Genomic DNA, 12,502 nt, shown 5'->3' with positions numbered 1-12,502 from the left:
TTCAGGATGCTGGTGTGAAGAAGGCTGGCTCGATGCCGGGAACGATACCATCATGCGACCGAGTCGAGTCAGTCGGCGCATCGATGTCGCGGGCGAGGCGCCCGAGCGATGGACGGCATGCCTAGTGTTTGTTCGAGCCGGACGCGCGTCTTTAGCGACGGTCAGAGAACCCGTTCTTTTCGAGCGCGGCATAGACCTTACGGCTGGTCTTCGCCAGTCGTGAGAGGTCGCCAAAATTTGGTGTGTCGCCGGCTTCGAGGCGTTGCTCCCAGCCGCACAACTCGCCATCGAGGTAGTCGAGCAGCTTCAGCGAGCAGCCTCGGCACTCGCCGCTGCAGGTTTGCGTCGCTGGTGCGTCGAAGGGGAGCGTCTCGCGCACCTGTGCGATGAGTTCATGCATCGCGGTGCGGGTGTCAGGCTTCATGGGCGCATAGCCTCGTAGGCGCTGTCCTTGACAACTTGACAGACCTTGAGCGGCTCTTTAAGGTTCGTTCAGGCGCGATAACCAAGTGCCAATCATGGTCGCGACGCGCTCAGGCGAGACCTTAAACGCACGCAAGAGTCAGGTAAGACGGGTTCGCCCGCACTGGTGTTGACGGCGTGAACATGGCTGGGATAAGGACAGATTATTTCGATTATCTCAGGCATTTATGAGCGGTAGAAATCATCATCGAAGAGCTGCGCGCGGCTGTAAGGGCAGTGCTCGGGGAAGGTGGACACCGGCAGTTGCGTCTGCTTGCAAGTGAGCCGCACGGCCGCCGGATAGGCTTCCGTGATGATGTCCTCGATCGCGGATTGGAGGCCGGGCGATTGACGCAGCAAGCCGGCGAGTTGCTCGCGCTGCTCAACGATGGTCGCGCGCCAGCTGCGCCCATCGAATTCGCGCCAGCGTTCGCTGAGCTGAGCATACTGGTACTCCCATTTCAGCAGATGGGCCAGTAGCACCAGCAGCCGACTGAACAGCTCGCGGCGATCGCTCTTGCTCGTATCGCTGAGCTCCTCCAGCAGATGCTCGATATCGAGCTCCTCGAAGCGTCGCTCCCGCAAGAGTTCGGCGTTGCGCTGTGCCCAGACGGCGTAATCGGTTTGGTAAAGCCTGGCAAGGTCAGTCATTCGACCAGCTCCCCCTCGACCACCGACTCGAACAGCAACTGCCCATCGCGCGCATCGACCTCGATCGTATCGCCGGGGGCGAACTTGCCGGCAAGGATCTGCTGCGCGAGCGGGTTCTCGAGCTGGGCGCGGATCGCACGGCGCAGCGGGCGCGCGCCATAGACCGGGTCGAAGCCAGCCTCGCCGAGCAGGTCGAGCGCGGCATCGCTGATGGTGAGCCCCATGTCGCGATCGGCCAGTCGCTCCTTCAGATAGCCGATCTGGATGCCAGCGATCGCCCGGATCTGCGCCTCGTCGAGCGGATGGAAGACCACGATTTCATCGAGCCGGTTGATGAACTCGGGGCGGAAGGCCTGGCGCACGATCTCCATCACCGCGTCCTTCATCTCGCCATACTGCGCTTCGCCAGCCTTCTGCTGGATGATGTCGGAGCCGAGGTTGCTGGTCATGACGATCACCGCATTGCGGAAATCGACCGTGCGGCCCTGGCCATCGGTGAGCCGCCCATCATCGAGCACCTGCAGCAGGATATTGAACACGTCCGGGTGCGCCTTCTCGACCTCATCCATCAGGATCACCGCATAGGGCCGACGGCGGATCGCCTCGGTCAGGTAACCGCCTTCCTCATAGCCGACATAGCCGGGCGGGGCACCGATCAGCCGCGCGACCGAGTGCTTCTCCATGAACTCGGACATATCGATGCGCACCATCGCCTCTTCGGTGTCGAATAGGAACGAGGCGAGCGCCTTGCACAGCTCGGTCTTGCCAACACCGGTGGGGCCTAAGAACAGGAAGGAGCCGATCGGGCGATTGGGATCAGACAGGCCCGCACGCGAGCGGCGGATCGCATCGCTGACCGCGCGCACCGCCTCCTGCTGGCCGATCACGCGTTGTTCGATCTCGCCCTCCATCTTCAGCAGCTTGTCGCGCTCGCCCTCGAGCATCTTGCTCACCGGGATGCCGGTCCATTTGGAGACGATCTGCGCGACCTCCTCGGCGCCGACCTTGTTGCGCAGCAGCTGGGTCGCGGTGCCCTCAGCCTCGGCGGCGGATTCGAGCCGCTTCTCGAGTTCGGGGATGCGCCCGTATTGCAGCTCGGACATGCGCGTGAGGTCGCTGGCGCGGCGCGCCGTTTCCATCTCCACGCGGGCGCGGTCGAGTTCCTCCTTGATATGGGCGGTGCCTTGGACCGCAGCCTTCTCCGACTTCCAGATCTCGTCCAGGTCCGAGAACTCGCGCTCGAGCCTGCCGATCTGCTCCTCGAGGTCGCCGAGGCGCTTCTTCGAGGCCTCGTCGGATTCCTTCTTCAGCGCCTCGCACTCGATCTTGAGCTGGATCAGCCGCCGGTCGAGCTTGTCCATCTCCTCGGGCATCGAGTCGATCTCCATGCGGATCTGCGAGGCGGCCTCGTCGATCAGATCGATCGCCTTGTCCGGGAGCTGGCGATCGGTGATGTAGCGATGCGAGAGCGTGGCGGCGGCGACGATCGCCGGATCGGTGATCTCGACCGCGTGATGGACTTCGTAGCGTTCCTTGAGCCCGCGCAGGATGGCGACGGTGTCCTCGACGTTGGGCTCGTCGACCAGCACCTTCTGGAAGCGCCGCTCGAGCGCCGCATCCTTCTCGACGTACTTGCGGTACTCATCGAGCGTGGTCGCGCCGATGCAGTGCAATTCACCGCGCGCCAGCGCCGGCTTGAGCATGTTGCCGGCGTCCATCGCGCCCTCGGCCTTGCCGGCACCGACCATGGTGTGCAGCTCATCGATGAACAGCACCACGTCGCCTTCCTGCTTGGCGATGTCGTTGAGCACGGCCTTGAGGCGTTCCTCGAACTCGCCGCGGAATTTGGCGCCGGCGATCAGTCCGGCCATGTCGAGTGCCAGCAGACGCTTGGTCTTGAGCCCCTCGGGCACCTCGCCGTTGACCATGCGCTGCGCCAGCCCCTCGACGATGGCGGTCTTGCCGACGCCAGGCTCGCCGATCAGCACCGGGTTGTTCTTGGTGCGGCGCGCGAGCACCTGGATCGTGCGGCGGATCTCATCGTCGCGGCCGATCACCGGATCGAGCTTGCCCTGCTCGGCGCGCTCGGTCATGTCGATGGTGTATTTTTCGAGTGCCTGGCGCTGCTCCTCGGCGTTGGGGTCGTTGACTGCCTCGCCGCCACGCAGGCTTTCGATCGCCTTCTCGAGCGCGCCCTTGCTGGCACCGGCCTCGCGCAAGAGCTTGCCAAGCTCGCCCTTGTCCTCCAGTGCGGCCAAGACGAACAGCTCGGAGCTGATGTACTGATCGTTGCGCGATTGGGCCAGCTTATCGGTCAGGTTGAGCAGTTTACCCAAGGCATTGGAGACGGTCACATCGCCGCCGCTGCCCGAGACCTGCGGCAGGCGCTCGAGCGCCTCGCCGAGCGCCGAGCGCAGCCGGTTGACGCTGACATCGGCCTGTGCCAATAGGTGGCGCACGGTGCCGCTGTCCTGATCGAGCAGCGCCACCATCAGATGCACGGGCTCGATGAATTGATGGTCACGCCCGACCGCCAGGCTTTGTGCATCGGCCAGGGCCATTTGGAACTTGCTTGTCAGCTTGTCCATTCTCATCTGCTTATCTCCGACAAACACTAAGGTTATGACCGAGTTGCGGCGACTCTAACGAGAATTCAAGCAGGTGTTGGGCCTGGCGTGCTGGCTATGGCGACAACCGCTCAGCGTTCTGCGAGCAGTTGTGCGAGTGCGCGCAGCAGGTCGGTCTCGGTGATGATGCCGACGATGTTCTGGCCACCATCCGTCGAGACGGGCAGGCAGCCGATCCGGTCACTGCGCATGCGCTCGACCGCAGCGGCGAGATCGGCATCGGGAGCGATGGTGGTGACCGGGCTGTGCATCACCTCGCCGACTTCGGCCGGCGCCTCCTTGAAGCAGCGCGCGGCCAGTTGCAGATCGCGTCGGGTCAGGATGCCGGTGACGGCGCCTGCGGCGTTCACCACCGGCAGGTGGTGCAGATCGCGCTCTTGCATGATCTGAAACGCCTCCTGGTAGTCGGCGCTGGTCTCGATGGTCACTGGGGTTGCGGTCATGTAGTCGCTGACGTGCATGGTGGGTCTCCTTGGGTCGTCGTTCTCGTTGGTTGGTGTGGTGGCCGAGCGGCGATTGCGGGCCTCAGTCGCCAGTGTTGGCCCGTGCCTCGGCGCGGCGGCAGATCGCACGCGCGGTGCCGCTGAAGATGAACCGATGGACCGGCTGGAAGCTGTACCAGTAGGCGAGCCCCCAGACGCCGGCCGGATGCCAGTAAGCAGTGATGCTGAGCTTGGTGCCGCCATCGGCGCGCGGCTCGAGGTCGAATTCCAGCATGCCGGCGCCCGGCGCGCGCATGCCGAAGGCCAGGCTCAGGCGGCGCTCGGGCTCGACGCCGAGCACGCTCCAGGAGCCGATGCGATCGCCGACGCGCAGATCGGTCGGATGGCGGCGGCCGTGCTGCCCGCCGGGGCCACCGGCGAGCCAATCCAGCAGGTCGCGCAGTTGCCAGAGGCCATTCATGTAGTACCAGCCCTCGTCGCCGCCGATGCCGGAGACCAGCGCCCACACGACGCTCGGCGGTGCGCTGGTCTCGGCGCTACCGCCGGCGCGTTTGGCGTAATAGGCATAGTCGATGCGTTGTTGACGCACGGCGAAGGCTCCTTCCGTCCAGCGGGCGACGATCGGTGAACTTTCGCGCTCGGCCGCGAAGACCGCCTCGACCGCCTCGCGGAAGCCGAGCAACTGTTGCGGGACCAGGCGTTTGAGTTCGGCATCGTCGGCGGAAAAATCGTGCTTGAGCCCCTCGATCAGGGCGCGGGCGATGTTGGTGGGCACGGCGGTGATGAAGCGCAGCCAGTAGGCCGACAGCTTCGGGGTCAGGACCGGCACCGGGATGATCAACGGTGGGCGACGGCCGCCGACCTCGGCGAGGATGCGCATCATCTGTCGATAGGTCAGGGTCTCCGATCCGCCGGCATCGAAGATGCGGCCCTCGGCGGCGTCGATCTGCGGCAACCGCACCAGGTACATGAGCAGATTGTCGAGCGCCAGCGGCGGCGATTGGGACTGCACCCAGCGCGGCGTGATCATCACCGGCAGGTGATAGACCAGATCGCGCATGACCTCGAACGCCGCCGAGCCGGGGCCGACGATGATCCCGGCGCGCAGCTCGGTGACCGGCACCGATCCACGGCGCAGCACATCGCCGGTATCGCGGCGCGAGACGATGTGCTCGCTCTCGGCGTCGTCCGGCACCAGGCCGCCGAGATAGACGATGCGCTTGACCCCGGCGCGCTCGGCGGCGGCGGCGAAGTTGGCCGCCGCCTCCAGATCGAGCCGGCCGAAGTCCTTGCCGGCGGCCATCGAGTGCACCAGGTAGTAGGCGATCTCGATACCGGCCAGCGCCTGGTCCAGGCTCGCCGGGTCGAGTGCGTCGGCGACGACGATTTCGGCGCCGTCCCAGCCGCGCGCCGCGAGTGTGGCGGCGTTGCGGCTGCTCGTGCGCACCGCGATGCCTTCCTGCAGCAGGCGTGGCACCAGATGACTGCCGATGTAGCCGCTGGCGCCGAACACTAGGCAGCGGGGGGCGGGCGCATCGTCTGCGGCGCGCTTCGCAGTTGGGCTCGTCTGTGGGGTCTGCTCGGTCGTGTCGGTCATATCGCCTGCTCCTGCTGTGGATGGCTGCCTCGACCTGCTGCAGCGGCTCAGCGTGTCGGTGCCGGGGCCAGTCCGCGCGCTTCGAGCCAGGCGCTGACGGCGGCCTCGACTTGGGCCGGACATTCCTCTTGCGGCAGATGGCCGCAAGCGGGCAAGGTCACGAGTGTGGCGTTCGCGAGGGCCTCGGCGGTGGCGGCGGTATCGCTGACCGGAACCACCTGATCCGCATCGCCAGTGAGCACCAGTGCCGGCTGAGTGATCGCGTCGAGCCGCTCGGCGATGGTGACAGGATCGCTCAGCGAGCGTTTCAGTAACGCGCCCCAGGCCAGATCCCAGCCGGCCAGCAGCCGATGCGCGCTGGTCAATGCGCGGCGCTCTTCGTCGATCCGTGTGGGGTCGGCGTAGGAATAATCGAGCAGTGGGCTCTGACTGCCAAGGTAGCGCGCCAGGGCCAGCGAGAGGCGTTGCATCTGCGGCAGCTCGACCAGCCAGTCCGGCAGGATCGGCCGCTGGGAGTACACCCAGGGCGCGATCAGGATCAGGCCGGCGACGCGTTCGGGTTGCGCGAGCGCGGCCTCCAGCGCCAGGGTGCCACCCGAGGAGTTGCCGACCAGGATGACGCGCTCCAGCTCCAGGGTGTCGAGCAGGGCGAACAACTGCTCCAGCGCCGCCGCTTTGCTGTAGAGGTCGGGATCGCCACGCTCGGCATCGGGCACCGGCTTCGCGCTCAGGCCATAGGGCAGTTGGTCGTAGGCGACGACTGCCCCGTGCTGCGCGAACGCATCGAACAGCCGGTTCCAGGTGAAGAGGTTGAAGGTGAAGCCGTGCAATAGCACGAAGGCGGGCGCGGTGTCGGGCGAAGTGGAGGCATTGCCCGGGGGCTGTTGGGTTTGGTCCGGTTGGGCTGGGCGGGCCGGACGTTCAGGGCCGGGACGGGCGAAGAGATGGAAGGTCTGGGTGTCGTCCTGGCCCGTGGGCAACTGGATGAATCGGCTCTCGGGTGCCGCGACGGTGCTGGCGTCAGCGACGCCAGGCGCGGGATTGGGACTGACCAGAAAAGGGCCGAGCACAACCGCGAGCAGTCCAAACAGGACCACCAGCAGCAAGAGGCTCGACAGGATTCGCAGCAGGATTCGCATCGGGAGGAAGGCTCAGCCAGTGCTCGATCAGGTGTAAAGGCATCGCGGATGCTAGCACAGGCGCCGGGTTGGGCTGTCGAATCGCGGGCGTGCAGCGACTGATCTGGGGTCAGCGAGCGAAATTCACGCGATGGGCTATCTCCAGGTGCGCACCTTGCGTAGAATCCACCTGATGTTTCTCGCTTAACGCGTTCACAACGATGCGATTGTCGATGATCGGGCTCTGTCGGGCGCGCAGCCGCCGACTCGTGTGCTGGTTCAGCCTGTGGATGCTGTTCGCCGTTGGCTGCGCGTCCAAGCCGGAACCGGAGCCTGAACGCAGCCCCTACGTCGATCGGGTGCTGGTCAGGAAGGCCGAGCGCAGGCTCGAGCTGCACAAGGATGGCGAGGTGTATCGCACCTATCGCATCTCGCTGGGGGACCAGCCGCGCGGTCACAAGGTGCAGGAGGGCGATGAGCGCACGCCGGAGGGCAACTATGTGCTCGACTGGCGCAATCCGAACAGCGCCTTCCATAAGTCGATCCATGTCTCCTATCCGAATGACCTGGATCGCACGGTCGCGCGTGCGCTGGGCGTCTCGCCCGGGGGCATGATCATGATCCACGGGCTCCCCAACTGGCTGTCCTCGCCGCGTCTGGCCGAGGAGTACCGGCGCCAGGACTGGACCAACGGCTGTATCGCGGTCGGCAACGAGGAGATGGACGAGATCTGGGCGCTGGTGGCTGATGGCACACCGATTACGCTCTTGCCCTAGCGCGCCGGACGGGCCCTGGCTCGCCGGATCGGAGCTCGCCCAAAGGTGGCTCAGGTGCTCGAAGTCATTCATACTTCACGGGCCTTCCATTCACCGTTCTAGAGGCCGCCAGCGTGCGGCGGAGGTCGAAGATGTTACTCATCGCTGTGTTTTGGGTTGCCGTCGGCATCATCATTGGTTGGAACTGGCCGCAGCCGCCCTGGGCCAGGGAGACACAAGACAAGGTGGTCGGCTTCGTGAAAGGCGTGATCGGCAAGTAAGTCGCCTGGGCTGAGCAGCCGGGACGAGCCCGGCTGCGTGCTCGACGACACGCGATCCGACACGATTGAACCATGCATTGCTGGGCTCGCTCGCTGCTGTACCTCGTCATCACCATCCTTGCGTTGGGGCAGATGATGACCGCCTGTGGTCAAAAGGGTCCGCTGTACCTGCCGGATGCGGAGTCCGAAGCGGCGACCCCCGCTCCAGATGCCTCGGCGGCGGGGCGCGAGGCGCGCGATGATGTGCCCGTGCCGCCGCCCGCGCCCGCGACCGCAACCTTCCGACCACTGCCTGACCAGCGCTGACCCCGACATGGATCATTTCCACTATCAGGGGAACCAGCTCCATGCCGAGCAGGTTCCATTGCAGGCCATCGCCGAGCGCTTCGGCACCCCTTGCTACGTCTACTCGCGCGCGACCCTGTCGCGGCATTGGCGGGCGTTCGATGACGCCTTGGGCACCCGCCCGCACCTGATCTGTTTCGCGGTCAAGGCCAACTCCAATCTGGCGGTGCTGAATCTGCTCGCGCGCCTGGGGGCTGGTTTCGACATCGTCTCGGTCGGCGAGCTGGAGCGGGTGTTGGCGGCCGGCGGCGATCCGGGCAAGGTCATCTTCTCCGGGGTCGGCAAGCGTGCCGACGAGATCGAGCGCGCGCTCGAGGTCGGCATCCGCTGCTTCAACGTCGAGTCCGAATCCGAGCTGGCGCGCATCAACGCGCTCGCCATCGAGCGCGGTGTCGTGGCGCCGGTCTCGCTGCGGGTCAACCCGGATGTCGACGCCCAATCGCATCCCTACATCTCCACCGGACTCAAGGAGAACAAGTTCGGCATCGACATCGAGGCGGCAGAGGCCGTGTATCGGCACGCGGCCGAGCAGCCGGGGTTGCGCGTGGTTGGCATCGATTGCCACATCGGCTCGCAGCTGACCAGCCTGGGGCCGTTCATCGATGCGCTGGAGCGCGTGCTCCTGCTGGCCGATCGGCTCGCCGCGCAGGGGATCACGATCGAGCACCTGGACCTGGGCGGTGGGCTCGGCATCCGCTATACCGACGAAGATCCGCCGTTGCCAGCGGCCTACGCCGCAGCCCTCTCGGAGCGGCTCGGCGCGCGCGCGTTCGAGGTGATCCTGGAGCCGGGGCGTGCGATCGCCGGCAATGCCGGCGTGCTGTTGACGCGCGTCGAATATCTGAAGCCGACGCCGACGCACCGCTTCGCCATCGTCGATGCGGCGATGAACGATCTGTTGCGCCCGGCCCTCTACGGCGCCGAGCAGGAAATCGTGCCGGTGCGGCGCCCCGATCCCGATCCGAAGTCAGAGCTGCGGCCAGATTCGACGCCGGCCCCCGTTGCGGATCAGGCCGCCGACCCGAATACACGCCCTACGCCTTCGCCCGAGCTGTACGAGATCGTCGGCCCGGTGTGCGAAACCGGCGACTTCCTCGGCCGCGCGCGCCGGCTGGCGTTGGCCGAGGGGGATCTGCTGGCGATTCGCGGTAGCGGTGCCTATGGCTTCTCGATGAGTTCCAATTACAACAGCCGCCCGCGCGCCGCCGAGGTGATGGTCGATGGCGATCAGGCCCATCTGGTGCGCCGCCGCGAGACGTTGAGTGAGTTGTTCGCCGGCGAGGAGACCTTGCCATGAGGCACTGTCGCGAGATCATCGCGCCCAGGGCATCGTTCCTCGCGCATGCGCCAGCGTGCGGGCGGTCCTGAATGCGGATGCGTTTTACCAAGATGCAGGGGTTGGGCAATGATTTCGTCGTCATCGACGCGATCCGCCAACGCATCGAACTTGACGCCGAGCAGATTCGCCAGCTCGCCGATCGCCATTTTGGCATCGGCTGCGATCAGGTGCTGCTGGTCGAGCCGCCGCGCCTGCCCGAAACCGCCTTCCACTATCGCATCTTCAATGCCGATGGCACCGAGGTCGAGCAATGCGGCAATGGCGCGCGCTGTTTCGCGCGCTATGTGCGCGATGAAGGGCTCGCCGAGGCGGATCTGATCCGGGTCGGCACGGCGGCGGGAGCGATCAGCCTGCAGCTGCGCGCCGACGGTCAGGTCAGCGTCGATATGGGCGTGCCGCGCTTCGCACCGGCCGAGATCCCGCTCCTGGCGCGCTCGCGCGCGCCGGCCTACGATCTCGGTGCCGGTTGTCGAGCACTGCGCATAGGGGCCGTGTCGATGGGCAATCCGCATGCGGTGTTGTCGGTCAGCGATGATCTGGAGCAGGCACCGGTCGCCGAACTCGGCCCGCGCATCGAGCGCGATCCGCTGTTCCCGCGCGGGGCCAATGTCGGTTTCATGCAGCGCCAGCATGCCGCGGCGATCCGGCTGCGGGTCTGGGAGCGAGGTGTTGGCGAGACCCTGGCTTGTGGCACCGGCGCCTGCGCGGCGATGGTCATCGGCCGCCTCTGGGGTGAACTCGAGGAGCGTGTCGAGGTCAGCCTGCCGGGCGGAACCCTGCTGATCGAATGGCCCGGCGAAGGCTCCCCGGTGACGATGACCGGGCCGGCCACGCGTGTTTTCGATGGAGAAATCGACCGATGAATCGTCTCACCGATGAGCTGGACCAGGTGGTCAACGACGAGCGCGTGGCGGCCTGGTTGGTGCATCATCCTGACTTCCTGCTGCGGCATCCGGCCGTGTTGGCCAAGCTCGATGTGCCGCATGGCAGCGGTAGTGCGACCTCGCTGATCGAGCGCCAGGTGGCGGTGCTGCGCGAGCAACTGGCCAATGAGCGCGGCCGGTTGCGTCACCTGGTCGCGCGCGCGCATGACTACGAGGCTCTGCTCGAACGCCTGCATGCGTTGACCCTGCGCCTGATCGTGGCGCCTGATCTGCAACACGCCTTGCAGGTGCTCGAGCAGGCGCTGTGCGAGCATTTCAAGGCGGATGCGGTCGCGGTCAAGTTGTTTCCGCTCGAGGCCGAGCAACGCGAGCAGCGCTCGGGGGATCCACGGGTGCGCGATTTCGTCGATTTCGTCGACCGTGACCGTTGTCTCTGCGGCCCTTTCGCGCCGGAGCAGGCCGAGACGCTCTTTGGCCCGCTTGCGGTGGCGATCCATTCCGCCGCGCTGGTGCCGCTGCATGCGCATGAACATACCGGGGTGCTGGCGATTGGCAGCGCCGATCCGAAGCGGTTCACCCCAGATATGGGCACTGAGTTGCTCGAGCGTCTCGGCGCCATTGCCGGCGCCAAGTTGGCGGACCTGGCCCATCGCGGGCGAGCGGGCTGAGTCGATGAGCGAGGAGCCGGCACCCGATCCCTTGCTCGCACGTTTTCTCGCGCATCTCGCCAGCGAGCGACGGGCCTCACCGCATACCCTGAGCAACTATCGGCGCGATCTCGAGCGCATCCGCCGTTGGCGGCTCGAGCAGGGCCTCGATGCCTGGGCCGATCTGCGCGATGAGGCGATTCGCGGCTACCTCGCGGCCCGCCATCGCGGCGGCATTGGCGGTCGCACTCTGGCCCGGGAGCTGTCGGCCTTGCGCGGCTTCTTCGATTTTCTGTTGCGCGAGCGTCTGGTGATCAACAATCCGGTGCGCGGACTGCGAGCGCCAAAGAGCCCGCGCCGGCTGCCGGGAAACCTGGATGCCGATACGCTCAGTGCGCTGCTGGATGCCGATACGGCAGGCGCTGGCGTTGGCGACGGGGAGGGCGATGGTCCGCCTGGATCTGAGGCCGAACCCGAAGCGAGGTCTGAGGCGAGCGCCGATGATGAGCCCCTGGCGTTGCGCGACACGGCGATGGTCGAGCTGTTCTATTCATCCGGACTGCGCCTGGCGGAGCTGATCGCGATCGATGTGCGCGATATCGACCCCGCCGAGGCCATGCTCACCGTTGTCGGCAAGGGCGCGAAGACGCGCCGAGTGCCGGTGGGCAAGGCCGCGCTGCGGGCCATCGATGCCTGGCTTGGCGTGCGCCCGCTGCTCGCCGCGCGGGATGAGCCGGCCTTGTTCGTCAGTTCCCGTGGGCGGCGCATCCATCCGCGCACGGTGCAGGCGCGCCTGAAGCATTGGGCGCAGCAGCGCAGCGCCCATCGCCACTTGCATCCGCACCTGTTGCGTCATTCGTTCGCCAGCCATCTCCTGGAGTCATCGGGTGATCTCCGGGCGGTGCAAGAGCTGCTCGGGCATGCCGATATCGCCACCACGCAGGTCTATACCCATCTCGATTTCCAGCATCTCGCCCAGGTCTACGACCAGGCGCACCCGCGCGCGCGCAAACGCCGCTGAGCCGATGGGCCGCTCGCGGACCGGCAGATCCAGCACCCCGCGCGTGTTGCTCTATACGAGCCAGGGGTGCGCGCACTGTCGTCGCGCCAAGGCCTTTCTCGAGGCGCGCCAGATCCCTTTCAGCGAACTCGATGTCGGGCGCAGCCCCAAGGCGCGTAAGGCCCTGCAACGCCTGGGTGCCCGGGGCGTGCCGACGCTCCTGGTGGGTGACCAACGCTTGGATGGATTCTCCGAGCAGGCTTTTCTCAATCTCTACGAGCGTGCGACGCATGGTCGCTAATGACTGTGTTCAGGCGCATTCCGCAGCGCTAGCAGATAGTTCTTCTCCAGCT

The 12,502-nt window shown here is 66.1% G+C and carries 14 protein-coding genes; 8 read left to right on the top strand and 6 right to left on the bottom strand.

Translation table 11 applies throughout. The annotated features are described in order from the left end of the window. Positions 1–151: 151 nt before the first annotated feature. From CCR82_RS10345 to CCR82_RS10320, 6 genes are all read right to left on the bottom strand, one after another. Positions 152–424: a hypothetical protein gene (locus CCR82_RS10345; protein WP_201245718.1), complete on the bottom strand. Its 273-nt coding sequence runs from the start codon at positions 422–424 to the stop codon at positions 152–154. Between the two features lie 224 nt (positions 425–648). Then, positions 649–1,113: a DUF29 domain-containing protein gene (locus CCR82_RS10340; RefSeq protein ID WP_201245717.1), complete on the bottom strand. Its 465-nt coding sequence runs from the start codon at positions 1,111–1,113 to the stop codon at positions 649–651. After that, on the bottom strand, positions 1,110–3,707 hold the full coding sequence (clpB, locus tag CCR82_RS10335) for an ATP-dependent chaperone ClpB (RefSeq protein WP_201245716.1): 2,598 nt from the start codon (positions 3,705–3,707) through the stop codon (positions 1,110–1,112). The genes CCR82_RS10340 and clpB overlap by 4 nt, the downstream gene beginning before the upstream one ends. A 104-nt stretch (positions 3,708–3,811) precedes the next feature. Then, positions 3,812–4,201, bottom strand: a complete 390-nt coding sequence (locus CCR82_RS10330) for a CBS domain-containing protein (protein WP_201245715.1) — start codon at positions 4,199–4,201, stop codon at positions 3,812–3,814. 64 nt (positions 4,202–4,265) lie between these two features. Next, entirely contained in the window at positions 4,266–5,780 is a 1,515-nt protein-coding gene (locus CCR82_RS10325; RefSeq protein ID WP_201245714.1) for an SDR family oxidoreductase, read from the bottom strand. 47 nt (positions 5,781–5,827) lie between these two features. Further along, positions 5,828–6,919 carry an alpha/beta fold hydrolase gene (locus CCR82_RS10320; protein WP_201245713.1) on the bottom strand — a complete coding sequence of 364 codons (1,092 nt, stop codon included), beginning with the start codon at positions 6,917–6,919 and terminating at the stop codon, positions 5,828–5,830. Between the two features lie 212 nt (positions 6,920–7,131). Between CCR82_RS10320 and CCR82_RS10315 the strand changes: the two genes are divergently transcribed. The 8 genes from CCR82_RS10315 to CCR82_RS10285 all read left to right on the top strand — a co-directional run bounded on the left by CCR82_RS10315 (position 7,132) and on the right by CCR82_RS10285 (position 12,450). Continuing rightward, entirely contained in the window at positions 7,132–7,674 is a 543-nt protein-coding gene (locus tag CCR82_RS10315) for a L,D-transpeptidase family protein (RefSeq protein ID WP_242513398.1), read from the top strand. A gap of 131 nt (positions 7,675–7,805) precedes the next feature. After that, positions 7,806–7,934, top strand: coding sequence for a hypothetical protein (locus tag CCR82_RS18930; RefSeq protein ID WP_276570561.1), 129 nt, complete (start codon positions 7,806–7,808; stop codon positions 7,932–7,934). A 72-nt stretch (positions 7,935–8,006) separates the two neighbouring features. Then, positions 8,007–8,240 (top strand): LPS translocon maturation chaperone LptM, encoded by a 234-nt coding sequence (lptM, locus tag CCR82_RS10310; RefSeq protein ID WP_201245712.1) that lies wholly within the window; start codon positions 8,007–8,009, stop codon positions 8,238–8,240. Between the two features lie 7 nt (positions 8,241–8,247). Further along, positions 8,248–9,576, top strand: a complete 1,329-nt coding sequence (lysA, locus tag CCR82_RS10305; RefSeq protein WP_201245711.1) for a diaminopimelate decarboxylase — start codon at positions 8,248–8,250, stop codon at positions 9,574–9,576. Positions 9,577–9,647: 71 nt separating this feature from the next. Further along, on the top strand, positions 9,648–10,481 hold the full coding sequence (gene dapF / locus CCR82_RS10300; RefSeq protein WP_201245710.1) for a diaminopimelate epimerase: 834 nt from the start codon (positions 9,648–9,650) through the stop codon (positions 10,479–10,481). Continuing rightward, entirely contained in the window at positions 10,478–11,170 is a 693-nt protein-coding gene (locus CCR82_RS10295) for a DUF484 family protein (protein WP_201245709.1), read from the top strand. Before dapF ends, CCR82_RS10295 begins: the two co-directional genes overlap by 4 nt. A 4-nt stretch (positions 11,171–11,174) precedes the next feature. After that, positions 11,175–12,170 (top strand): tyrosine recombinase XerC, encoded by a 996-nt coding sequence (locus tag CCR82_RS10290; protein WP_201245708.1) that lies wholly within the window; start codon positions 11,175–11,177, stop codon positions 12,168–12,170. Between the two features lie 43 nt (positions 12,171–12,213). Then, positions 12,214–12,450: a glutaredoxin domain-containing protein gene (locus CCR82_RS10285; RefSeq protein WP_201245707.1), complete on the top strand. Its 237-nt coding sequence runs from the start codon at positions 12,214–12,216 to the stop codon at positions 12,448–12,450. Positions 12,451–12,502: the final 52 nt, after the last annotated feature.

Source organism: Halochromatium salexigens (assembly GCF_016653295.1).
Lineage (GTDB): Bacteria > Pseudomonadota > Gammaproteobacteria > Chromatiales > Chromatiaceae > Lamprobacter > Lamprobacter salexigens.
The sequence above is the reverse complement of the archived record's forward strand: the minus strand, read 5'-3'. Positions and strand labels throughout refer to the sequence as shown.

What these genes read in the sequence shown, in the direction of transcription:
- CCR82_RS10345 (WP_201245718.1), bottom strand. Translation starts at nt 424, where the DNA reads ATGAAGCCTGACACCCGCACCGCGATGCATGAACTCATCGCACAGGTG.
- CCR82_RS10340 (WP_201245717.1), bottom strand. Translation starts at nt 1,113, where the DNA reads ATGACTGACCTTGCCAGGCTTTACCAAACCGATTACGCCGTCTGGGCA.
- clpB (WP_201245716.1), bottom strand. Translation starts at nt 3,707, where the DNA reads ATGAGAATGGACAAGCTGACAAGCAAGTTCCAAATGGCCCTGGCCGAT.
- CCR82_RS10330 (WP_201245715.1), bottom strand. Translation starts at nt 4,201, where the DNA reads ATGCACGTCAGCGACTACATGACCGCAACCCCAGTGACCATCGAGACC.
- CCR82_RS10325 (WP_201245714.1), bottom strand. Translation starts at nt 5,780, where the DNA reads ATGACCGACACGACCGAGCAGACCCCACAGACGAGCCCAACTGCGAAG.
- CCR82_RS10320 (WP_201245713.1), bottom strand. Translation starts at nt 6,919, where the DNA reads ATGCGAATCCTGCTGCGAATCCTGTCGAGCCTCTTGCTGCTGGTGGTC.
- CCR82_RS10315 (WP_242513398.1), top strand. Translation starts at nt 7,132, where the DNA reads ATGATCGGGCTCTGTCGGGCGCGCAGCCGCCGACTCGTGTGCTGGTTC.
- CCR82_RS18930 (WP_276570561.1), top strand. Translation starts at nt 7,806, where the DNA reads ATGTTACTCATCGCTGTGTTTTGGGTTGCCGTCGGCATCATCATTGGT.
- lptM (WP_201245712.1), top strand. Translation starts at nt 8,007, where the DNA reads ATGCATTGCTGGGCTCGCTCGCTGCTGTACCTCGTCATCACCATCCTT.
- lysA (WP_201245711.1), top strand. Translation starts at nt 8,248, where the DNA reads ATGGATCATTTCCACTATCAGGGGAACCAGCTCCATGCCGAGCAGGTT.
- dapF (WP_201245710.1), top strand. Translation starts at nt 9,648, where the DNA reads ATGCGGATGCGTTTTACCAAGATGCAGGGGTTGGGCAATGATTTCGTC.
- CCR82_RS10295 (WP_201245709.1), top strand. Translation starts at nt 10,478, where the DNA reads ATGAATCGTCTCACCGATGAGCTGGACCAGGTGGTCAACGACGAGCGC.
- CCR82_RS10290 (WP_201245708.1), top strand. Translation starts at nt 11,175, where the DNA reads ATGAGCGAGGAGCCGGCACCCGATCCCTTGCTCGCACGTTTTCTCGCG.